Source organism: Pseudomonas sp. C9-3, from assembly GCF_032392015.1.
GTDB lineage: Bacteria > Pseudomonadota > Gammaproteobacteria > Pseudomonadales > Pseudomonadaceae > Pseudomonas > Pseudomonas nitroreducens.
Window position 1 is genome coordinate 2707675 of sequence record NZ_CP135919.1, and the last position, 21389, is coordinate 2729063.

General features: G+C 65.4%; 21 protein-coding genes. 15 read left to right on the top strand and 6 right to left on the bottom strand.

The genetic code is table 11. The annotated features are described in order from the left end of the window. Positions 1-38: 38 nt before the first annotated feature. Together maiA and RS899_RS12115 are read left to right on the top strand one after the other, a co-directional pair. Complete coding sequence (gene maiA, locus RS899_RS12110; protein WP_315810059.1) at positions 39-677, top strand: maleylacetoacetate isomerase; 639 nt, start codon at positions 39-41, stop codon at positions 675-677. Between the two features lie 41 nt (positions 678-718). Beyond that, positions 719-2071: an aromatic acid/H+ symport family MFS transporter gene (locus RS899_RS12115; RefSeq protein ID WP_315810060.1), complete on the top strand. Its 1353-nt coding sequence runs from the start codon at positions 719-721 to the stop codon at positions 2069-2071. Between the two features lie 136 nt (positions 2072-2207). On the opposite strand, the gene RS899_RS12120 is transcribed toward RS899_RS12115, so the two are convergent. Further along, on the bottom strand, positions 2208-2975 hold the full coding sequence (locus RS899_RS12120) for an IclR family transcriptional regulator (protein ID WP_082450485.1): 768 nt from the start codon (positions 2973-2975) through the stop codon (positions 2208-2210). A gap of 87 nt (positions 2976-3062) precedes the next feature. On the opposite strand from RS899_RS12120, the gene hmgA reads away from it, so the two are divergent. Together hmgA and fahA are read left to right on the top strand one after the other, a co-directional pair. Further along, positions 3063-4358 (top strand): homogentisate 1,2-dioxygenase, encoded by a 1296-nt coding sequence (gene hmgA, locus RS899_RS12125; protein WP_315810061.1) that lies wholly within the window; start codon positions 3063-3065, stop codon positions 4356-4358. Between the two features lies 1 nt (position 4359). Next, positions 4360-5682, top strand: coding sequence for a fumarylacetoacetase (gene fahA, locus RS899_RS12130; RefSeq protein WP_315810062.1), 1323 nt, complete (start codon positions 4360-4362; stop codon positions 5680-5682). 220 nt (positions 5683-5902) lie between these two features. Here fahA and RS899_RS12135 read toward each other — a convergent pair whose 3' ends face one another. The 5 genes from RS899_RS12135 to paaY all read right to left on the bottom strand — a co-directional run bounded on the left by RS899_RS12135 (position 5903) and on the right by paaY (position 10908). Then, positions 5903-7393 (bottom strand): aldehyde dehydrogenase family protein, encoded by a 1491-nt coding sequence (locus RS899_RS12135; protein ID WP_315810063.1) that lies wholly within the window; start codon positions 7391-7393, stop codon positions 5903-5905. 16 nt (positions 7394-7409) lie between these two features. Further along, positions 7410-7814, bottom strand: coding sequence for a c-type cytochrome (locus tag RS899_RS12140; protein WP_054907030.1), 405 nt, complete (start codon positions 7812-7814; stop codon positions 7410-7412). A 411-nt stretch (positions 7815-8225) separates the two neighbouring features. After that, entirely contained in the window at positions 8226-9143 is a 918-nt protein-coding gene (gene feaR / locus RS899_RS12145; protein WP_054907012.1) for a transcriptional regulator FeaR, read from the bottom strand. 164 nt (positions 9144-9307) lie between these two features. After that, complete coding sequence (gene paaX, locus RS899_RS12150) at positions 9308-10231, bottom strand: phenylacetic acid degradation operon negative regulatory protein PaaX (RefSeq protein ID WP_054907013.1); 924 nt, start codon at positions 10229-10231, stop codon at positions 9308-9310. A 77-nt stretch (positions 10232-10308) separates the two neighbouring features. Next, positions 10309-10908: a phenylacetic acid degradation protein PaaY gene (gene paaY, locus RS899_RS12155; RefSeq protein ID WP_315810064.1), complete on the bottom strand. Its 600-nt coding sequence runs from the start codon at positions 10906-10908 to the stop codon at positions 10309-10311. A 366-nt stretch (positions 10909-11274) separates the two neighbouring features. On the opposite strand from paaY, the gene paaF reads away from it, so the two are divergent. From paaF to paaD, 11 genes are all read left to right on the top strand, one after another. Further along, positions 11275-12048, top strand: a complete 774-nt coding sequence (gene paaF, locus RS899_RS12160) for a 2,3-dehydroadipyl-CoA hydratase PaaF (RefSeq protein WP_315810065.1) — start codon at positions 11275-11277, stop codon at positions 12046-12048. 71 nt (positions 12049-12119) lie between these two features. Then, positions 12120-12911 carry a 2-(1,2-epoxy-1,2-dihydrophenyl)acetyl-CoA isomerase PaaG gene (paaG, locus tag RS899_RS12165; protein WP_054907015.1) on the top strand — a complete coding sequence of 264 codons (792 nt, stop codon included), beginning with the start codon at positions 12120-12122 and terminating at the stop codon, positions 12909-12911. A gap of 3 nt (positions 12912-12914) precedes the next feature. Next, positions 12915-14447 (top strand): 3-hydroxyacyl-CoA dehydrogenase PaaH, encoded by a 1533-nt coding sequence (gene paaH, locus RS899_RS12170; protein ID WP_315810066.1) that lies wholly within the window; start codon positions 12915-12917, stop codon positions 14445-14447. Next, positions 14440-14880, top strand: coding sequence for a hydroxyphenylacetyl-CoA thioesterase PaaI (gene paaI / locus RS899_RS12175; RefSeq protein WP_315810067.1), 441 nt, complete (start codon positions 14440-14442; stop codon positions 14878-14880). Before paaH ends, paaI begins: the two co-directional genes overlap by 8 nt. Beyond that, positions 14877-16091: a 3-oxoadipyl-CoA thiolase gene (gene pcaF, locus RS899_RS12180; protein WP_233300221.1), complete on the top strand. Its 1215-nt coding sequence runs from the start codon at positions 14877-14879 to the stop codon at positions 16089-16091. The genes paaI and pcaF overlap by 4 nt, the downstream gene beginning before the upstream one ends. A 173-nt stretch (positions 16092-16264) precedes the next feature. Next, entirely contained in the window at positions 16265-17584 is a 1320-nt protein-coding gene (gene paaK, locus RS899_RS12185; protein ID WP_054907019.1) for a phenylacetate--CoA ligase PaaK, read from the top strand. Between the two features lie 263 nt (positions 17585-17847). After that, a complete protein-coding gene (locus tag RS899_RS12190) occupies positions 17848-18201 on the top strand; it encodes a DUF1428 domain-containing protein (protein ID WP_024764428.1) in 354 nt (117 codons plus the stop codon). 453 nt (positions 18202-18654) lie between these two features. After that, the gene (gene paaA, locus RS899_RS12195) at positions 18655-19647 is read left to right on the top strand and encodes a 1,2-phenylacetyl-CoA epoxidase subunit PaaA (RefSeq protein WP_054907021.1); all 993 of its coding nucleotides are present in this window, start codon (positions 18655-18657) and stop codon (positions 19645-19647) included. Between the two features lie 20 nt (positions 19648-19667). Then, positions 19668-19949 carry a 1,2-phenylacetyl-CoA epoxidase subunit PaaB gene (paaB, locus tag RS899_RS12200; protein ID WP_024764426.1) on the top strand — a complete coding sequence of 94 codons (282 nt, stop codon included), beginning with the start codon at positions 19668-19670 and terminating at the stop codon, positions 19947-19949. Positions 19950-19960: 11 nt separating this feature from the next. Further along, positions 19961-20722 carry a 1,2-phenylacetyl-CoA epoxidase subunit PaaC gene (paaC, locus tag RS899_RS12205; RefSeq protein ID WP_169938735.1) on the top strand — a complete coding sequence of 254 codons (762 nt, stop codon included), beginning with the start codon at positions 19961-19963 and terminating at the stop codon, positions 20720-20722. After that, positions 20709-21242, top strand: coding sequence for a 1,2-phenylacetyl-CoA epoxidase subunit PaaD (gene paaD / locus RS899_RS12210; RefSeq protein ID WP_054907023.1), 534 nt, complete (start codon positions 20709-20711; stop codon positions 21240-21242). The genes paaC and paaD overlap by 14 nt, the downstream gene beginning before the upstream one ends. Positions 21243-21389 lie beyond the last annotated feature (147 nt).

A 21389-nucleotide genomic window follows, 5' to 3' on the forward strand; every position in this document is an offset into this window, starting at 1 on the left:
ACGACAAATGTGATTCAGCATGCCGGACGGGCCAGTTCATGCAGCTTTATACCTACTACCGCTCCACTTCTTCCTACCGGCTGCGCATCGCCCTGGCACTCAAGGGCGTGGATTACCAGGCAATCACGGTGAACCTTCAGCCCGACTGCGCCGAGCAACAACAGCAGGCCTTTCTGGCAATCAACCCGGAAGGCCGCGTGCCGGCGCTTCGTCTCGACGAAGGCGACCTCCTGATCCAGTCGCCGGCGATCATCGAGTATCTGGAAGAGCGCTACCCACAACCGCCGCTGCTGGCCGCCGAGCCTATTCAGCGCGCCCGTGAACGGGGCATCGCGGCTCTGATCGCCTGCGACATCCAGCCCTTGCACAACATTGGCGTACTCAGCCATTTGCGCCGGCTGGGGCATGACGAAGACGTGATCGCACAGTGGATCGGTCACTGGATCAGCCAAGGGTTGAAGGCGGTGGAACAACTGATTGGCGACCACGGCTGGTGCTTGGGCGACGGGCCCGGCCTGGCCGATGTATTCCTTGTTCCCCAGCTCTACGCCGCGCAGCGCTTCGGCGTCGCCCTGGATCAGTTCCCGCGCATTGCGCGCGTTGCCGCGCTGGCGGCGCAAGACCGCGCATTCCTGGCAGCGCATCCGAACCGCCAGCCCGACACCCCGAAGAGCTGATAAGGCCCTTTAAATAACAATTAAAACAATAGGTTATCCATATGAACAACCAGATAGAGAGCTTTCGCAATGCCCTTGACCGAGCCTCGGTCTCACGCTATCAGTGGCGTTTGCTATTGGTGCTCTGCCTACTGCTGGTGACCGATGGTTACGACGCGCAAGTCCTGGGCTACGTCGTGCCGTCGCTGGCCCAGGACTGGGGGCTCGACCGGCCCGCGTTCGGCCCGGTGTTCAGCGCCAACCTCCTGGGCCTGACCCTGGGATCACTGCTGGTCACGCCGATTGCCGACCGCTTCGGCATCCGCCGGGTGCTGCTGTGCTGCGTGCTGATCTATGCCGGCCTGACCCTGTGGATGGTCACCGTGAGCTCCCTGCAAGATCTGATGCTGGCCCGCTTTATCTGCGGCATCGGCATGGGTGGCGCCATGCCCAGCGCTATGGCGCTGATGTCGGACTACTCGCCGCCACGCCTGCGCACCCTGATGGTGACGCTGGCAGCCTGTGGCTTCTCCTTCGGCGGTGCCGCCGGCGGTTTCGTCGCTGCAGCGCTGATGGATAGCCATGGCTGGAAGGCGGTGTTCCTCGCCGGTGGTATCACACCGCTGCTGTTGCTGCCCTTCCTTTACTGGCTACTACCCGAATCCCTGCCCCGCCTGCTTCGCGATGCCGCGCCCTACGCACGGCTATTGAAAGTTACTCGTCAGCTTCTGCCCGACTGGCAACCGCCGGCGGCACAGCTTCAGGAAGGCGAACAGCGCCCGGCACGCCTGGCGGTACTGGAACTGCTGCGCGGTCGCTATCTGCGGCCCACCCTGCTGCTTTGGGGAACCTTCTTCTGTAGCCTGATCCTGCTCTACCTCATGGTCAGCTGGCTGCCTTCACTACTGCAGGACGGTGGACTCAGCCGCAACGCCGCAAACCTCGCAACCTCGATGTTCCTGCTCAGCGGAACGTTCGGCGCGATCATCCTGGCCTACTTTGCCGATCGAATTCGCCACAAGGCCCGCCTGCTGGCCGGCATCCTCAGTGCTGCCGCGGTCTGCACCTGGTTACTCGGGCTGAGCAATGGCCATCCCGGGTGGTTGCTGTTCTTCGTAGCCATTGCGGGCTTCTGCATCATCGGTGGCCAACTCACCCTGAATGCTTTCGCCAGCAACTTCTATCCCGCCCAGGTTCGCGCCACCGGTGCCGGCTGGGCACTGGGCGTCGGCCGCTGCGGCTCGATCCTCGGCCCGCTGATCGGCAGCACGCTGCTGGACATGCACCTGCCGGTCAGCCAGATCTTCATGGTCGCCGCACTGCCCGCCCTGCTCAGCGCGGCACTGATCCTGCCGGTGCGCTCGCCGGAGGAGCCATCCCATGAGAAGCCCGGCGCCATCGCACTGCAGGGCTGAACCACTTCATCGGTAACCGAGCGGCACCAGGCTGGAGGTTCAACTCCCGCCCGGACCCGCTGCGGAACCGGCCTGCAGCGCCCTGCACTGAACAGTCACGAAGTGCCCGACAGCCATGGCGAACCAAGAGGAGACGTCAATGCTCGCTGCCCATCTGCAGGCTGATCTTTCGGGCCGTATCCAGCAGCGCACGTGCCGCGCTGCCAAAGGGATCGGCATCGAAACCGGCAGTCGAGCCGACCACGGTAATGACTCCCGCCAGCGCCCGGCCGGTGGTGAAGACCGGCGCGGACAACCCGTTGACCCCCGGCATCAGCGTGCCGTGCACCGCGCACAAGCCATCCTGGCGGATGCGTTCCAGAGCGCGCTGCTCAATTTCGGTGGCCTGCGCAGCCGAATGAAAGGCGCAGAACACCCGCCCGGTCGACGAGTTCTGCAACGGCAGGACCGAGCCCATCTGCGTCACCAGTGTCACGACGCCCTGCGCTGGCTCCACATGCACGACGGTCGGGCCGTGATTGCCCCAGATAGCCAGGAAGCAGGTCTGTTCCAGCGCATCACGCAGCGCCGCCAGCAAGGGCGTGCCGATCCGCACCACATCCAGCCGACGAATTGCTGCCAGCCCGACATGCAGCGCACCCGCTCCCAATCCATAGTGGTTGGTGAGCGGGTCCTGTTCGGCGAAACCGCTGGCGAGCAGCGCCTGCAGATACCGGTGCACCTTCGCCGGCGGCATGCCCAGATGCTCGCTCAGGCGCTTCAACGAAGTGCTGGGCGAGAGATCGGCCAGAGCCTTGAGTATCTCCGTCCCCAATTCGGCGGACTGGACCTTCTTGCCTCGCGCAGCCTGTTCTTCATCCTGCAACGGCCGCGTAATGGCCTTGCTGGTTTTTTCCACTGCCATGTCGACTACCTTCGGTGCTTGACGGCGACCTTCAAGAAAATTACGTTAATCGTAATCAAGTTATCACAATAACAAATGGCCATTGCGATGCACACAATCACCCCTGCCTACCAATCCGGATTCGGCAACGAATTCGCCAGCGAGGCCCTGCCGGGCGCCCTGCCCGTGGGCAGGAATTCGCCGCAGCAGGTGCCGTTCGGCCTTTACGCCGAGCAGTTCTCCGGCACCGCCTTTACCGTCCCGCGCAGCGAAGCCCGGCGCACCTGGCTCTATCGCATCCGCCCGTCCGCCGCGCACCCGCGCTTCGAGCGCCTGGAGCGACAGATCACCGGCACGGCGCTTGGCCCAGTCACGCCCAATCGCCTGCGCTGGAACAGCTTTGAAATCCCGCAGGAGCCTACCGACTTCGTCGACGGCCTGCTATGCATGGCCGCCAACGCCGAGGCAGAAGCCTGCAGTGGCGTCAGCCTGTACGCCTACCGCGCCAACATTTCCATGCGCCGGGTGTTCTTCAATGCCGATGGCGAACTGCTGGTCGTGCCCCAGGCCGGCCGCCTGCGCCTGGTCACCGAGCTGGGCGTGCTGGAGGTCGAACCGCTGGAAATCGCCGTGATCCCGCGCGGCATGCGCTTGCGCGTCGAACTGCTCGACAGCGAGGCCGCCGGCTATGTCGCCGAGAACCATGGCGCCGCCCTGCGCCTGCCTGACCTCGGCCCCATCGGCAGCAACGGGCTGGCCAATGCCCGCGACTTCCTCGCCCCGGTAGCGCATTACGAAGACGTGGAAGGCCCGGTGCAACTGGTGCAGAAGTTCCTCGGCGAACTCTGGGCGACCCAACTCGACCACTCGCCGCTGGACGTAGTCGCCTGGCACGGCAACAACGTGCCCTACAAGTACGACCTGCGCCGCTTCAACACCCTCGGCACGGTGAGCTACGACCACCCGGACCCATCGATCTTCACCGTACTGACCTCGCCCAGCGATACGCACGGCATGGCCAACATGGACTTCGTGATCTTCCCGCCGCGCTGGATGGTCGCCGAAAGCACCTTCCGCCCGCCATGGTTCCATCGCAACCTGATGAACGAATTCATGGGCCTGATCCAGGGCGTGTACGACGCCAAGGCCGACGGCTTCGTCCCCGGCGGCGCCTCGCTGCACAACTGCATGAGCGCCCACGGCCCGGACAACGCCACCACCCGGCAGGCCATCGCCGCCGACCTCAAACCCCACAAGATCGACCAGACCATGGCCTTCATGTTCGAGACCGGCCGCGTGCTGCGCCCCAGCCGCTTTGCCCTCGACTGCCCACAGCTGCAACGTGATTACGACAGCTGCTGGAGCGGCATGCAGAAGACCTTCGACCCTTCCTTGGAGCAGTAACATGAGCGTACTTTCCACCACGCAAAGCAGGACTAGCCTGCAAAGCTGGATCGAATCGGCCAACGGCCACCCGGATTTCCCCCTGCAGAACCTGCCGCTGGGCGTGTTCAGCCCGCCGGGTGACTCGCCCCGTGGCGGCGTGGCCATCGGCGACTACATCTTCGACCTGAAGACCGCCTGCGAAACCGGCCTCTTCCACGGCGCCGCGCACCAGGCCGCGCTGGTCGCCAGCGGCGATCACCTGAATGCCTTCTTCGCCCTTGGCGGCACCGCCCGCCGCACCCTGCGCGAGGCACTGATCCACCTGCTCAGCGAAGGCAGCAGCGAACAGAAGCGCATGGAGCACCTGGGTGCCGCGCTGCTCAAGCCACAGGCCGCGTGCCGCATGCACCTGCCGGCAAAAGTCGGCGACTACACCGACTTCTATGTCGGCATCCACCACGCGATGAACGTCGGCAAGCTGTTCCGTCCGGACAACCCGCTGCTGCCCAACTACAAGTACGTGCCCATCGGCTACCACGGCCGCGCCTCCACCATCGTGCCCTCCGGCACCGAAGTGCGTCGCCCCAACGGCCAGACCCTGCCCGCCGGCGTGGATGTGCCGGTGTTCGGCCCCTGCGCGCGGATGGACCTGGAGCTGGAGCTGGGTATCTGGATCGGCCAGGGCAACGATCAGGGCAAGGCTATCCCGATCAATGCCGCCTCCGGCCACATCGCCGGTTTCTGCCTGCTCAACGACTGGTCCGCGCGCGACGTTCAGGCCTGGGAATACCAGCCGCTGGGGCCGTTCCTATCGAAGAGCTTCGCCACCACCGTGTCGCCCTGGGTGGTCACCGCCGAGGCGCTCGAGCCTTTCCGCGTCGCCCAGCCGGCACGCCCGGAAGGCGACCCGCAGCCACTGCCATACCTGTATGACGAAGGCGACCAGCAGCGCGGCGCGCTGGACATCGAACTGGAAGTCCTGCTGCACACCGCGCGCATGCGTCGCGAGCATCAGCCGGCGGAACGCATCGCCCTGAGCAACACACTGAACATGTACTGGACGGTCGCACAGATGGTCGCGCACCACAGCGTCAACGGCTGCCGCCTGCAACCGGGCGACCTGTTCGGCTCCGGCACCCTGTCCGGCGAGACCGCGGACAGCTTCGGCAGCCTGCTGGAGCTCACCGGCGGCGGCAAGCAGGCGCTGGTGCTCGGCAATGGCGAGGAGCGGCGCTTCCTCGAAGACGGCGACGAGATCATCCTGCGCGCCCGTTGCCGCCGCGAGGGGCATGCCTCCATCGGCTTCGGCGAGTGCCGTGGGCGGATTCTCCCCGCCCACTGATCGCCGCGCTCGCCGCTCCACGTAGGATGGCGTGGAGCGCAGCGATACCCATCAACGCCCTGCGCCGTCAGCATGGGTATCGCTGCGCTCCACCCATCCTACAAACCGCTGCCGATGCGCCGCTGCCCTTCATAGAAACGTTGTTCCCGCCCGGATTTTCACGCAAAAAAAACGGGCCCGAAGGCCCGCTGCTAAACGAGGGTGTTGCTCGAGCGATCAATCAGTGCGCGATGCACACCGACTTGATCTCGGTATAGGCCTCGACCACGGCGCGGCCGAACTCGCGGCCCATGCCCGACTGCTTGACGCCGCCGAAGGGCATGCTCGGGTCGAGCAGCACGTGGGCATTCACCCAAACGGTGCCGGATTCGATGCGCGGCACCAGGTTCATTGCCTTGGACAGGTCGTTGGTCCACAGGCTCGCGCCCAGGCCATATTCGCTGTCGTTGGCCATTTCGATGGCCTGGTCTTCATCGTCGAACGGCAGCACTGCCAGCACGGGGCCGAAGACCTCGTCACGGGCCACGGCCATCTGCATGGTCACGTCGGCCAGCACAGTGGGCTGAACATAGAAGCCATTGCCAGCGATCTGTTCGCCGCCACAGACGATGCGCGCGCCCTGCTCACCGGCACGGGCAATGTGCTCCAGCACGCTGCGCTGCTGCTTGGCAGACACCAGCGGGTTGATCTGCGCGGACGGGTCCATACCCTCGCCCAGGCTCATGCCTGCAACAGCGGCAGCCAGCTTCTCGACGAACTCGTCGTAGCGCGAGCGATGTACATAGAAGCGCGAAGCCGCGGCGCAGACCTGACCGTTGTTCAGCAGACCGCCCAGCAGCGCGCCCTGCACGGCGTTGTCGATATTGGCGTCGGCGAGGACGATCATCGGGTTCTTGCCGCCCAGTTCCAGGGCGAAGCGGGTCATGTTCTGCACGGCGGCCAGGCCGACGCTGCGCCCCACCGCGGTGGAACCGGTGAAGGAGACCTTGTTCACCAGCTTGTGGCTGGCCAGCCCGCCGCCAATGCGCGGGCCATCGCCGGTCACCAGGTTGAACACGCCGGCCGGCACGCCGGCTTCGAAGGCCAGTTCAGCCAGGCGCAGGGCGGTCAGCGGAGTTTCCGAGGCAGGCTTGATCACCACGCTGTTGCCGGTGGCGAGCGCCGGGATCAGCTTCCACGCAGCGATCATCAGCGGGAAGTTCCACGGCACGATGCCGGCGACCACGCCTACCGGCTCGCGGCGGGTGTAGGCGGTGAACTTGGCGCCCGGCGGCAGCGGGATGGAGACGTTCAGCGACTGGCCTTCGATCTTGGTCGCCCAGCCGGCCATGTAGCGCATGAACTCGACGGTGGCGCCCACGTCCAGCATGCGCGCAATGTTGATCGACTTGCCCTGGCTGAGGGTTTCCAGCTGGGCCAGTTCTTCGCCGTTGGCTTCCACCAGGTCGGCGAAGCGCAGCAGGATGCGTTCGCGGTCGGCCGGGCGCAGGTCCGCCCAGACGCGGGACTTGAACGAAGCCTGGGCGGATTTCACCGCGCGGTCGAGCAGGTCGGTGTCAATGTCGGCGACGCTGGAGATCGCCTCGCCGGTGGCCGGGTTGAGCACGTCGGTACGCGCGCCCTCGGGCACCACCCAGGCGCCGTCGATGAAGCAGCCATGCTTGCGCTGCAGGAAGGCCGTGACCTTGGGCAGAGTCTGTGTGACGTTCATGGTCTCTCCTGGAATATCAGTGCTGCTGGCTCAGCCAGCAGGTGAGCGCCCGCCGCTCGGCCGCGTCGGCCAGGCCTGCGAAGGGCATGTAGGTTCCGGGCACGGCGGCCTGGGGCTGGCTGACGAAGGCATCGAGGTTGTCGCGCGACCATGCCGCGCCCTTGCCTTTCATCGCCTGGGAATAGCTGAAGCCGGCGAGCGAACCGGCCATGCGGCCGACCACGCCATGCAGGTTGGGGCCCATCATGCCGGGGCCGTCGGCCTTGGCGGTGTGGCAGATCGAGCAGTCGCGGGCGAAGACGGTCTCGCCTTTCTGCGCATCGTTCGCCGGGCAGTCCCCGGCGAACGCCAGGACCGGTTGCAGCAGCGCGCCGGCCAGCAGCAGGCCGAGGGCGCCGAATCGGAGCTTGTTGCGGGACATCGGGAAATCACCTTCGAGTACAGCTTGCGGCCGGATGGCGCGCGTCATCGAAGGTGATTGTTGCCAGCGGCGCTCGGGAGGGTCTTTTCCTCTGTGCCAGTCGTGTTGGCGGGAGTGCCAGGATGGCGCTCAGGTGACGAGGGTCATTGTGCGAAAGCGTTCGCGAGCAAGCTCGCTCCTACAAGATCAGGCTCAGCGTGCTCTTCGTAGGACCGAGGGGGACGCCTGGTCCTTGCTCGCGAACCCGCATGACACGGTACAGGTACAACCCGGCAGCATGGGTATCGCTGCGCTCCACGCATCCTACGAAGGCGTCAGTCGAGGGCAATGGTGCAGGCGGGCATCAACGTAGGATGGCGTGGAGCGCAGCGATACCCATCATTCCCGTGGATACCGCTCGCACCACCTGAATCAGTTCGCGTAACGCTTGCGATACTCGCCCGGCGACACACCAAAGCGGCCCTTGAACGCCGTGGAAAAGTAGCTCGAATCGGAGAAGCCCCAGGCATAGCCGAGCGCCGACAGCTTCTGTTCGAACTGGGCGTTACGCAGGGTTTCGGCGCAGAAGTCCAGGCGGCGGTTCTTGATGTACTGCGCCACCACCAGGCCCTTCTTGGCGAACATGCGGTACAGGCCGCGCACCGAGATGCCCACTTCACGGGCGATCAGCTCGGGGCAGAGCTCTTCGGCGCCGATGTGCTGGTCGATGAAGGCGGTGGCCTTGCGGAACATGCGCTCGTGGTTGTCCTGCTCGGCGTCGTGGCTGGCCAGCGCCGGGCGCAGCAGCGTCACCAGGGCGTCCAGGGTCGCTTCGCTTTCCAGCATGCCGAGGCTTTCCTGCTGGCTGGTCTCGACGATCAGTCGATTGGCCAGCACGGCAATCGGCGAGCTGGCGGGGATCTTCGAGGCGCAGGTCACTTCCGACATGCGCAGGCCGCGCTCGATCACCTGGCGCGGCAGGATCAGCGAGAGCTGCCGGGATTCCTCCAGGTAGGTCATGTCGCTGGGCCGGCTGGCATCGATCAGGCTGATGTCGCCACGCGACAGCTCCACGCGGTTATCGCCCTGCTCCAGGCGCGAGCGCCCTTCGAGCTGGAACACCGCGTAGTAGTGGCCGCCGGCGCTGGAGCCGACCTCCTTGCTGGTCCGGTACAGGTGCACCTGGGCCATGTCGACCACGGAAAGCTTGATCGCACCGCCCTGGTACTCACGCAACCGTCCATGGAACTGGGGGCCGAGGGTACGCGCATCGAAACGACCGCACGCCCGGTTGACCTGTCCCAGCCACGCCTCGAAAGCGTCATCCCTCAATGTCGATGAAGAATTCATGACCTGCAAAGCCTCACACGCATTGTTTGTTGTTATTCAGCGACGGCCTCATGGGCCTGTCGTCATCGTCCGTCGCGCGCCTTCTCAGGAAGGATTCGCGGCGGTGTCCCCGTTCTGCAACCGCAGCGTTGCAGAGCGGGAGGCATTTTTCACGCCAACTCCTGTCAGTTCAATCCGCCGAAACGCTTGTAGAAGCTTTCCCCGACGTCCGGCAGCGGGCCGTCGGCGGTCTCCAGGTTGCGGTTCAGCCAGTCCTCGGCCTTGGCGTGGATCAGTCGATAGATGTTGCGGCACAGCTGTCGCGCAGCGCGGCCTTCCCAATCGCCCGGCAGCAGCTCGTCGGGCAGTTGTGGGTCGCGCAGCAGCAGCCGGCGGTATTCGTGGATCAAAAGGGTGCGCGCCAGGAAGCAGTCTTCCGGGCGCAGCTGGTCCTGCTCGCGCAGCGCCTGCCAGAGCGGGCGGAACAGCTGGATGAATTCGCTGTAGTGCTCGCCGAGTTCGTCGATCTTCCAGCTCTCGCGCACCTGCATGCGCATGGCACGGGAGGCCAGCACGTCCTGGGCGCGGGTTTCGAAGACGATGCAATCGTCGGCGACTTCGAGGTCCTGCAGGGTCGCCATGACGTCGCTGCGGTCGGCGCGCGGACAGGCCATGACGGTCGGCGAAATCGCGCCGAAGCCCTGCCATTCCAGCTCCTCGCGGACCTGCTTGCGCTTGTCGGCAGCGATCTGCGAGAGCATTACCAGGGTCCAGGAGCCGTCCCAGGCCGGCAGGCTGGAGCTGTAGACACGCTTGAAAGCCTTTTCGAACCGCCGCCGGCCGGTGCCGGTCAGGCTGTAGTAACTGCGCCGGCCGACCTTCTCGGCGGTCAGCCAGTCTTCCTTGGTCAGGCGGAAGATCGAGGTGCGGATCAGCCGCTCGTTGATGCCGAACGGTTCCAGCAGATTGATCAGGCTACCCAGCCAGACGGTACCGCCATGGGGTTCGATGGCATCGCCGTAAAGGGTAATGATCAGCGAACTGGCGCGGATCGGCGTCTGTTCCTGGAAGCGATTGATCAGCTGATTCAGCGGTGCTAGAGCGGTCATGGCACGTTGCGCAGGCGAAGGAGCGGCGACTATACCTGCCCGCCGCACCGCCTGGCCATTGGAGCGAACCCCAGTACTCATGCGCCCTTCCCTGTCTTGGGCCGGAAACCGGAATCACCCAGGCGCGGGCGCTCTTCTTCTATTGCCGCCAGAGGCTGGCATTCCACCAGGCTTTCGATGCAGCGCTTGGCCAGCGCCTGGTATTCCTCGGTACCACGACGCTTCCAGGCGATCTCTTCGTCGCTGAGGCTGCGCTTGACGCTGGCCGGCGCGCCCATCACCAGGCTTTGCGGGGCGCACTCGAACTTGGCCTTGACGAAGGCGGCGGCTGAAACGATGGAGCGAGCACCGATCCGGGCGTAATCCATCACCACGGCATTCATGCCCACCAGGGCGTCCTCGCCGATCCGGCAGCCATGCAGGACGGCGCCATGGCCAATGTGGCCGTTGCGCTCGACGACGGTGTCGCTGTCCGGGAACCCGTGCATGACGCAGGTGTCCTGAAGGTTCGCACCCTCTTCGAGGACGATCCGCCCGAAATCACCGCGCAGTGCCGCCAGAGGGCCGACGTAACAGCCAGGGCCGACGATAACGTCGCCGATCAGCACGGCGGTGGGATGGACATAGGCGGTCGGGTGTACGACGGGGCGCACGCCCTCGAGGCTGTAGCAAGGCATCGGGTTCTCCAGCTTTACGGCATCGCTGCGCAAAGTGATTTGTTCTTTTGCAAATCTTGTATCACATCAAATCAAAACCAACCAATCTAAATCTGCCGTATCGCTTTTGAGGAAGGTCGGATACCACTCAAAAACCCTTATAAAACCAGTAAATACGCCATGAAAGCGCTTACAGGAGACCGGTATCGTCATGCTCTCTCTGGCACCAGCAGAAACATTTTAGACACGCGATACAACTTTCGTAGTTGTTTTTCTGTATCGCTTTAGGCCTATACTGCGGAAGGGCCGGAGACGGGCAACGCCTGCCTCCCATAATTCCAATACCAGCCGGCCACGAAGCCGTGCGTGCAGCCTGAGGACGATGTCATGCCTCGCACCCTTGCCGTTCAGATGCCTGAAGCGGGCGTTCGCCTGATCACCCTGCAGCGCCCCGAAGCGCTGAACGCCTTGAACACCGAACTGCTCGGTGAGCTGGCCGTCGAACTCGACGCCGCCGAGCAGGACAGCGAAACCCGCGCCGTGGTGCTCACCGGCAGCCGCAAGGCCTTTGCCGCCGGCGCCGACATCAAGGAGATGGCCGAGCGCGACCTGGTCGGCATCCTCAACGACCCCCGCGTCGGCTACTGGCAGCGCATCGCCGCCTTCTCCAAACCGCTGATCGCTGCCGTCAACGGCTTCGCCCTGGGCGGCGGCTGCGAGCTGGCCATGCACGCCGACATCCTGATCGCCGGGGAAGACGCCCGCTTCGGCCAGCCAGAAATCAACCTCGGCATCATGCCCGGCGCCGGCGGCACCCAACGCCTGCTGCGCGCTGTGGGCAAGCCGCTGGCCATGCAGATGGTGCTCACCGGTGAAGCCATCGACGCGCGCCACGCCCAGCGCGCCGGCCTGGTCAGCGAAGTCACCCAACCCGAATTCACCGTCGAACGTGCCCTGCAGATCGCCAAGCTCATCGCTGCCAAGGCGCCGCTCGCCGTGCGCCTGGCCAAGGAAGCGCTGCTCAAGGCGCAGGACACCGATCTTGCGACCGGCCTGCGCTTCGAACGCCACGCCTTCACCCTGCTGGCCGGCACCGCCGACCGCGACGAAGGCATCCGCGCCTTCCAGGAAAAGCGCCTGCCAGCCTTCCTTGGCCAATAGAGCCAGGGCCGCTGAGCGAATCCCCCTTTTTTTCTGGCAAAAGCCTGCCTATTGATGGAGCGAGCCCGCCCATGAACTTCGAGCACATCCTGTTTTCCATCGAGGACGGCGTCGCCCTCCTCAGCCTGAACCGCCCGGAGCAGCTGAACAGCTTCAACGCCGCCATGCACGGCGAAGTGCGCGAGGCGCTCAAGCAGGTCCGGCAGAACCCGGAAGCCCGCGTCCTGCTGCTGACCGGCGAAGGCCGCGGTTTCTGCGCAGGCCAGGACCTGTCCGACCGCAACGTCGCACCCGGTGCGGAAGCGCCTGACCTCGGCCAGTCCATCGAGCAGTTCTACAACCCGCTGATCCGCACCCTGCGCGACTTGCCGCTGCCGGTCATCTGCGCGGTGAACGGCGTGGCCGCCGGCGCCGGCGCAAACATTCCGCTGGCCTGCGACCTGGTGCTGGCGGCGCGCTCGGCCAGCTTCATCCAGGCCTTCTGCAAGATCGGCCTGATCCCCGATTCCGGCGGTACCTGGACGCTGCCGCGCCTGGTCGGCATGGCCCGCGCCAAGGCACTCGCGCTGCTGGGCAACCGCCTGACTGCCGAACAGGCCGAGCAATGGGGCCTGATCTACCAGGTGGTGGACGACGCCAACCTGCGCGAGGAAGCCCTCAAGCTCGCTCGCCATCTGGCCACCCAGCCGACCTACGGCCTGGCGCTGATCAAGCGCAGCCTCAACGCCAGCCTGAACAACAGCTTCGACGAGCAGCTGGAGCTGGAGCGCGACCTGCAGCGCCTGGCCGGCCGCAGCGAGGACTACCGCGAGGGCGTGTCCGCCTTCATGGAAAAACGCACTCCCAGCTTCAAGGGCCGCTGATCGATGAGCGCACTTCAGCAAGACGCGAAAGTCGCGGTCATTGGCGCCGGCGCCATGGGTGCGGGTATCGCCCAGGTCGCCGCCCAGGCCGGCCATCCGGTTAAGCTCTACGACAACCGCCCCGGCGCCGCCGCCCAGGCCATCGACGGCATCGACCGCCAGCTCGGCCGGCTGGTGGAAAAAGGCAAGCTTGACGCCGAAGCTCGCAACGCCATCGTCGCCCGCCTGCAACCGGTGGAAGCCATCGACGCGCTGGCCGATTCGCAGCTGGTGATCGAGGCCATCGTCGAGAACCTGGAGATCAAGCGCAGCCTGTTCCAGCAGTTGGAAGCCCTGTGCGCAGAAGACTGCATCCTCGCCAGCAACACCTCGTCGCTATCCATCACCAGCCTCGCCGCCGGCCTCAAACGCCCGCAGCAGGTGATCGGCATGCACTTCTTCAACCCGGCGCCGCTGATGGCGCTGGTGGAAGTCGTCTCCGGCCTCGCCACCGATCCCGCACTGGCCGACAGCCTGTATGCCACCTCGCTGGCCTGGGGCAAGAAACCGGTTCACACCAAATCCACGCCCGGCTTCATCGTCAACCGCGTGGCGCGCCCCTTCTACGCCGAAAGCCTGCGCCTGCTGCAGGAAGGCGCCGCCGACTGCGCGACGCTGGATGCGCTGATGCGCGATGCCGGCGGCTTCCGCATGGGCGCCTTCGAGCTGACCGACCTGATCGGCCACGACGTCAACTACGCCGTCACCTGCTCGGTATTCGCCGCTTACTACGGCGACTTCCGCTTCCAGCCCTCGCTGATCCAGAAGGAATTGGTGGACGCCGGCCGCCTCGGCCGCAAGAGCGGTCGCGGCTTCTATGACTACGCCGAAGGGGCCGAGCGCCCGCAGCCGGCCAGCCTGAGCAGTGCCTCGCCTGTCAGCGCCTGCGTGCTGGAGGGCAACCTGGGCGTCGCCCAGCCGCTGGTGCAGCGCCTGAAGGACGCTGGCATCGAGATCGTCCAGCGCGACGGCAATGGCCTGCTGCGTGTCGGTGATGCAGTAATCGCGCTGTCCGATGGTCGCCTCGCCAGCCAGCGCGCCAAGCAAGACGGCCTGCGCAATCTCGTGCTGATCGACCTCGCGCTGGATTACACCAAGGCTTCGCGCCTGGGCATTGCCTGCTCGGCGGACACCACACCCGCAGCACTGGACCAGGCCGTCGCCCTGCTGGCCAAGGCAGGAATCGCCGCCAGCCGCCTGAGCGACACACCCGGCCTCGCCGTGCTGCGTACCGTGACGATGCTCGCCAACGAAGGCGCGGATGCCGTGCTGCAAGGCGTGGGCAGCGCCGCTGACATCGACCTCGCCATGCGCGCCGGCGTGAACTACCCGCAGGGCCCGCTGGCCTGGGCCGGGCAGATCGGCATCGGCAACGTGCTGCGCGTACTCGACAACCTGCAGACCGCCTACGGCGAGGACCGCTATCGCCCGTCCCTGCTGCTGCGCCGCCTGCACGCCGAGGCCCCGCATGCCGAGGAGAGCACCTTCCATGACTGACGCAACCCAGCTCGCCCGCGCCTGCGCCGAGACCATGTACGAGCGCGACCAGGCCACCCGCCGCATGGGCATCCAGTTGCTGGATGCCGGCCCGGGCAACGCCAAGCTGTCGATGCGCGTGCGCGAGGACATGATCCAGGGCCACGGCACCTGCCATGGCGGCTACCTGTTCGCCCTGGCCGACTCGGCCTTCGCCTTCGCCTGCAACAGCTACAACGACGCCACCGTCGCCATCGGCTGCAGCATCGATTACGTGGCGCCGGCCCGCGAAGGCGACGAGCTGATCGCCAGCGCCTTCGAGCAGAGCCGCAGCGGCCGCACCGGCAACTACGACGTGCGCATCGAGAATTCCCAGGGCCAACTGATCGCCCTGTTCCACGGCAAATCCTACAAAGTGCGCGGCACCGTGCTGGCGCAGGAGACCTCCGAATGACAGACCTCACTGACGCCCTGATCATCGACGCGGTGCGCACGCCGATTGGCCGCTACGCTGGCGCCCTATCCGGCGTGCGCGCCGACGACCTGGCGGCGATCCCGATGAAGGCCCTGATGCAGCGCCACCCGGAGCTGGACTGGAGCGCCATCGACGACGTGATCTTCGGCTGCGCCAACCAGGCCGGCGAAGACAACCGCAACGTCGCCCATATGGCCTCGCTGCTGGCCGGCCTGCCGGTCACCGTGCCCGGCACCACGCTCAATCGCCTGTGCGGCTCCGGCCTCGACGCCGTAGGCAGTGCCGCACGCGCCCTGCGCTGCGGCGAAGCCGGACTGATGCTGGCTGGCGGCGTGGAATCCATGTCCCGCGCGCCGTTCGTGATGGGCAAGTCCGAGCAGGCCTTTGGCCGCACTGCGGAAATCTTTGACACCACCATCGGCTGGCGCTTCGTCAACAAACTGATGAAAAAGCAGTTCGGCATCGACTCCATGCCCGAGACGGCGGAGAACGTCGCCGAGCAGTTCAACATCAGCCGCGAAGACCAGGATGCCTTCGCCCTGCGCAGCCAGCACAAGGCCGCCGCTGCCCAGGCCAATGGCCGCCTGGCGAAGGAAATCGTCCCGGTGGAGATCCCCCAGCGCAAGGGCCCGGCCAAGGTGGTCGAGCAGGATGAACACCCGCGCGGCGACACCACCCTGGAACAACTGGCCAAACTCGGCACGCCGTTCCGCGAAGACGGCAGCGTCACCGCCGGCAACGCCTCGGGCGTCAACGACGGTGCCTGTGCACTGCTGATGGCCTCCCCGGCCGCCGCCGCGCGTCACGGCCTGAAGGCCCGCGCCCGCGTGGTTGCCATGGCCACCGCCGGCGTCGAGCCGCGGATCATGGGCATCGGCCCGGTGCCGGCGACCCGCAAGGTGCTGGAGCTGGCCGGCCTGTCGCTGAACGACATGGACGTGATCGAACTCAACGAAGCCTTCGCCGCCCAGGGCCTTGCCGTGCTGCGCGAGCTGGGCCTGAAGGATGACGACGCACGGGTGAACCCCAACGGCGGCGCCATCGCCCTCGGCCATCCGCTGGGCATGAGCGGTGCGCGCCTGGTCACCACCGCCCTGCATGAGCTGGAGGAACGCGGTGGCCGCTACGCCCTGTGCACCATGTGCATCGGCGTCGGCCAGGGCATCGCCCTGATCATCGAACGAATCTGATCCAAAGGGAGCTTCGAACCCCGCACCGCCAGTCGCCAAGTGCACCGGCTGGCAGACAGAGCAACGTCTCTGGCAGGGGTTCGAATCCTTCCGCGAACGGGGGCGTTATGCTGCTCCCATGACACTCGCAGCCCGCTTACGGGCTGGCGTACAAGAACAAATCGAGTGAACCCATGAACATGTACCATGATGCCGAACGTGCCCTGCTTGACCCGATGGAGACCGCCAGTGTCGACGAGCTGCGCCAGCACCAGCTGGAGCGCCTGCGCTGGAGCCTCAAGCACGCCCACGACAACGTCCCGCTGTACCAGAAGCGCTTCGCCGAGGCTGGCGTACACCCGGACGACCTGACCTCCCTGGACGATCTCGCCAAGTTCCCCTTCACCGGCAAGAACGACCTGCGCGACAACTACCCCTACGGCATGTTCGCCGTGCCGCAGAACGAGATCGTGCGCCTGCACGCCTCCAGCGGCACCACCGGCAAACCCACCGTGGTCGGCTACACGCAGAACGACATCGACACCTGGGCCAACGTGGTCGCGCGCTCCATCCGCGCCGCCGGCGGCCGCAAGGGTGACAAGGTGCATGTGTCCTACGGCTACGGCCTGTTTACCGGCGGCCTGGGTGCGCACTACGGCGCCGAGCGCCTGGGCTGCACCGTGATCCCGATGTCCGGCGGCCAGACCGAGAAGCAGGTCCAGCTGATCCGCGACTTCCAGCCGGACATCATCATGGTCACCCCGTCCTACATGCTCAACATCGCCGACGAGATCGAGCGCCAGGGCGTCGACCCGCACAGCCTCAAGCTGCGCCTGGGCATCTTCGGCGCCGAACCGTGGACCGCCGAACTGCGCCGCGCCGTGGAAGAACGCATGGGCATCACCGCCCTGGACATCTACGGCCTTTCGGAAATCATGGGCCCGGGCGTGGCCATGGAGTGTGCCGAGACCAAGGACGGCCCGACCGTCTGGGAAGACCACTTCTACCCCGAGATCATCGACCCGGCGACCGGCGCCGTGTTGCCGGACGGCCAGTACGGCGAGCTGGTGTTCACTTCGCTGTCGAAGGAAGCGCTGCCGATGATCCGCTACCGCACCCGCGACCTGACCCGCCTGCTGCCGGGCACCGCGCGGCCGATGCGGCGCATCGACAAGATCACCGGGCGCAGCGACGACATGCTGATCATCCGTGGCGTCAACGTCTTCCCGACCCAGGTCGAGGAACAGGTGCTGAAGATCAAGCAGCTCGCCGAGTGCTACGAGATCCACCTGCACCGCAATGGCAACCTCGACTGCATTGACGTCCACGTCGAGCTGCGCCACGACCAGCAGAACCTGTCGGCGGACGAACAGAAGGCCATCGGCAGCGAACTGGGCAAGCAGATCAAGACCCACATCGGCGTCAGTGCCCGCGTGCTGGTGCAGCCGAGCCACAGCCTCAAGCGTTCGGAAGGCAAGGCCTGCCACGTGTATGACAATCGGCCCAAGGGCTGATTGGTCGGCGTGACTGAAAGCCCCGCTTCGGCGGGGCTTTTCTTTGGCTTTTTTTGTAGGCGCGAGGGGGACGCTCAGTTCTTTCTCGCGAACACGCCCAACTTCGTCGCCACGTATTGCACCTCTCCCAGCTCCGGAGTAGCCCACCACTCCTACCACCCGTCGCCCCGCCCTCCCTGCCTGTCGATCCTTCACCCTGCCCTTCGACTATTCCTCAAAGGCAGGCGGCATCCGGCCGTCTGCCCAATCGCAGGAGAAGAGCGATGACCTATGTCGATGGTTTCCTCGTACCGGTGCCCACCGCCAGCCGTGAGCGCTACATCGAAGTGGCGCGCAAGGCGGCGGCGCTGTTCAAGGAACATGGCGCACTGAGCGTCGTCGAGTGCTGGGGCGACGACGTGCCCGAGGGCAAGGTGACCTCCTTCCCCATGGCCGTGAAACGCAAGGAGGACGAAACCGTGGTGTTCTCCTGGATCACTTGGCCGAGCAAGCAGGCGCGGGACGAAGGCATGAAGAAGTTCATGGAGGACGCGCGGATGAAGACCGACTTCAACGACATGCCTTTCGACGGGCAACGCATGATCTTTGGCGGCTTCCAGGTGATCGTCCAGGCCTGACGCCTGCCGCTCCCCACACGCACTGCTCTTTGTAGGACCGAGGGGGACGCCTAGTTCTTGCTCGCGAACCGCTCGACGCCTGGTCATCGGCAAGCATGGTTCGCGAGCAAGCTCGCTCCTACACCCCCTCCGAACCACCACATATGATTCATTCATAAAAATACATTTGCGTATCACTTTGTCATCTTTCCGGTAAATGGCAGGCGCTTTTCACGCCCAGGCAAATACGCCGCAGAATTCCGATAAATCCCTGCATAATTCTCACTTTCTACCGAATTAGCTTGGTGAATTGCGCTCCTTTGCGCGCCCGTTTGCTGCCAAAAGACCACCAAAGCGATACACAATCCATTTACGACACATCATTTATTGTTAGACATTCATTTCTGTATCATTTAAAACTACAGCCATGGCCAAGGCCGTCCCACGAACAAGACAAATGGCTGGAGACACAGCATGTACGCACAACTGGTTGAGACCGGCGTGAAGCGCATCAAGGCGCTGGACGAGATGTCGCCGGAAGAACGCGCCTTCCAGGAAAAGATCGATGCCGAGATCAAGATCGAGGCAAAGAACTGGATGCCCGACGCCTACCGCCAGACGCTGATCCGGCAGATTTCCCAGCACGCCCACTCCGAGATCGTCGGCATGCTGCCCGAGGGCAACTGGGTGACCCGCGCGCCGACCTTGAAGCGCAAGCTGCAGCTGATGGCGAAGATCCAGGACGAAGCCGGCCACGGCCTCTACCTCTACAGCGCGATGGAAACCCTGGGCGCCGACCGCGACGCCGAGATCGCCAAGCTGCACAGCGGCAAGGCCAAGTACTCGAGCATCTTCAACTACCCGACGCTTAACTGGGCCGACATGGGCGCGGTGGGCTGGCTGGTGGATGGTGCGGCGATCGTCAACCAGGTGGTGCTGCAGCGCACCTCCTACGGCCCCTACTCGCGCGCGATGATCCGCATCTGCAAGGAAGAGAGCTTCCACCAGCGCCAGGGCTACGAAATCCTCCTGACCATGATGCGCCACGGCAACCAGGCGCAGAAGGACATGGTCCAGGACGCCATCAACCGCCTCTGGTGGCCGGCGCTGATGATGTTCGGCCCCAGCGACGCCGACTCCCCCAACAGCGCCCAGTCCATGGCCTGGAAGATCAAGCGGCAGAGCAACGACGAACTGCGCCAGCGCTTCGTTGACCAGACCGTGCCGCAACTCGAACTGCTCGGCTGCACCGCCCCGGACCCGGACCTGAAGTGGAACGAGGAGCGCGGCCACTACGACTTCGGCGACATCCAGTGGGAAGAGTTCTACGAAGTGCTCAAGGGCAACGGCCCGTGCAACACCGAGCGCGTCGCCACCCGCCGCAAAGCCATCGAAGACGGCGCCTGGGTCCGCGAAGCCGCGGTCGCCTACGCCCGCAAACAACAACAGAAGAAAGACGCCGCCTGAGTCGCGAGGAGACAGAAGCCATGTCCGAATGGACCCTTTTTGAAGTGTTCGTGCGTAGCAAACACGGCCTGAACCACAAGCATGTCGGCAGCGTCCACGCCGCCGACGCCGCCATGGCCATCGAGAACGCCCGCGAGCTGTACACCCGCCGCAACGAAGGCGTGAGCCTGTGGGTCGTGCCCTCCGCGCTGATCACCGCCTCCTCCCCCGACGAGAAGGACCCGCTGTTCGACCCGGCGCAGGACAAGGTCTACCGCCACGCCAGCTTCTACGAGCTGCCGCCCGAAGTCGGCCACATGTGAGATCGCGTGCGATGAACCCGAATTCTGACAAGATCGAATACCTGCTGCGCCTCGCCGACAGCGCCCTGATCCAGGGCCAGCGCCTGTGCGAATGGTGCGGCCACGCCCCGGCCCTGGAAGAAGAGCTGGCGCTGATGAACGTCGGCCTCGACCTGGTGGGCCAGGCGCGCAACTGGTACGAGTACGCCGTGGAACTGCTGGACGACGGCCGCGACGCCGACCACCTGGCCTTCCGCCGCGACGAGCGCGCCTTCCGCAACCTCCTGCTGGTCGAGCAGCCCAACGGCGACTTCGCCGTGACCATCGCCAAGCAGTTCCTCTATGACGCCTGGCACTTCCATGTGCTGCACGCCCTGAGCAGCTCCAGCGACGAGCGTATCGCCGCCATCGCTGCCAAGGGCCTGAAGGAAGTCACCTACCACCTGCGCCGTTCCTCCGAGTGGATGCAGCGTCTGGGCGACGGCACCGAGGAAAGCCATGCGCGCATGCTCGCGGCGATCCCGCAGGTATGGCGCTTCACCGTCGAACTGTGCAACGCGGATGAAGTGGAACAGCGCCTGTCTGCCGAAGGCGTCGCGCCGAACCCGGAAGAGCTGGCCGCCGCGTGGAAAGCCAAGGTCGCCGACATCTTCGCCGCCGCGACCCTGCCGCTGCCGGAGCCTGCGGTGAACTTCTACCTCAGCGGCCGCCGTGGCCTGCACACCGAGCACCTGGGCATTCTCCTGGCCGAGATGCAGTTCCTCCAGCGGGCCTACCCCGATGCAACCTGGTGAGCTGATTACCAGCGATCGCGGCGCGCGCGCCGGTACGGCTGATGACCTCAGCCGCGCCTGGAACGTGCTCGGCGCGGTGATGGACCCGGAAGTGCCGGTGGTCAGCGTGGTCGAGCTGGGCATCGTGCGCGGGCTCGACTGGCAGGACGGGCACCTGCACGTGGTGGTCACCCCGACCTACTCCGGCTGCCCGGCCACCGAAGTCATCGAGCAGGACATCCAGCACGCCCTGGAGCACGCCGGCTTCGCCGCGCCGCAACTGGAGCGCCGCCTGAGCCCGGCCTGGACCACCGACTGGATCAGCGACAGCGGCCGCCAGGCGCTGCGCGACTACGGCATCGCCCCGCCGGCCGGCAGCACCAGCAAGCGCAGCCTGCTTGGCGAGACCCCGGAAGTGCGCTGCCCGCAGTGCGGCAGCCTGCACACCGAGCAGCTCAGCCAGTTCGGCTCCACCGCCTGCAAGGCGCTGTACCGCTGCATCGACTGCCGCGAACCCTTCGATTACTTCAAGTGCATCTAGGAGGACGAAGACAAACCGCTGCGCTAAGACACGCGTCGCTGAAAACGACTTCGAATTGCTCATTCACCGATGTGAACCCCGCTTCCGAAGCCGCTTCCGCCTCGCCTGACCTTCGCTCGCGACGTTTGTAGTCGCCCTCCGCGCGGT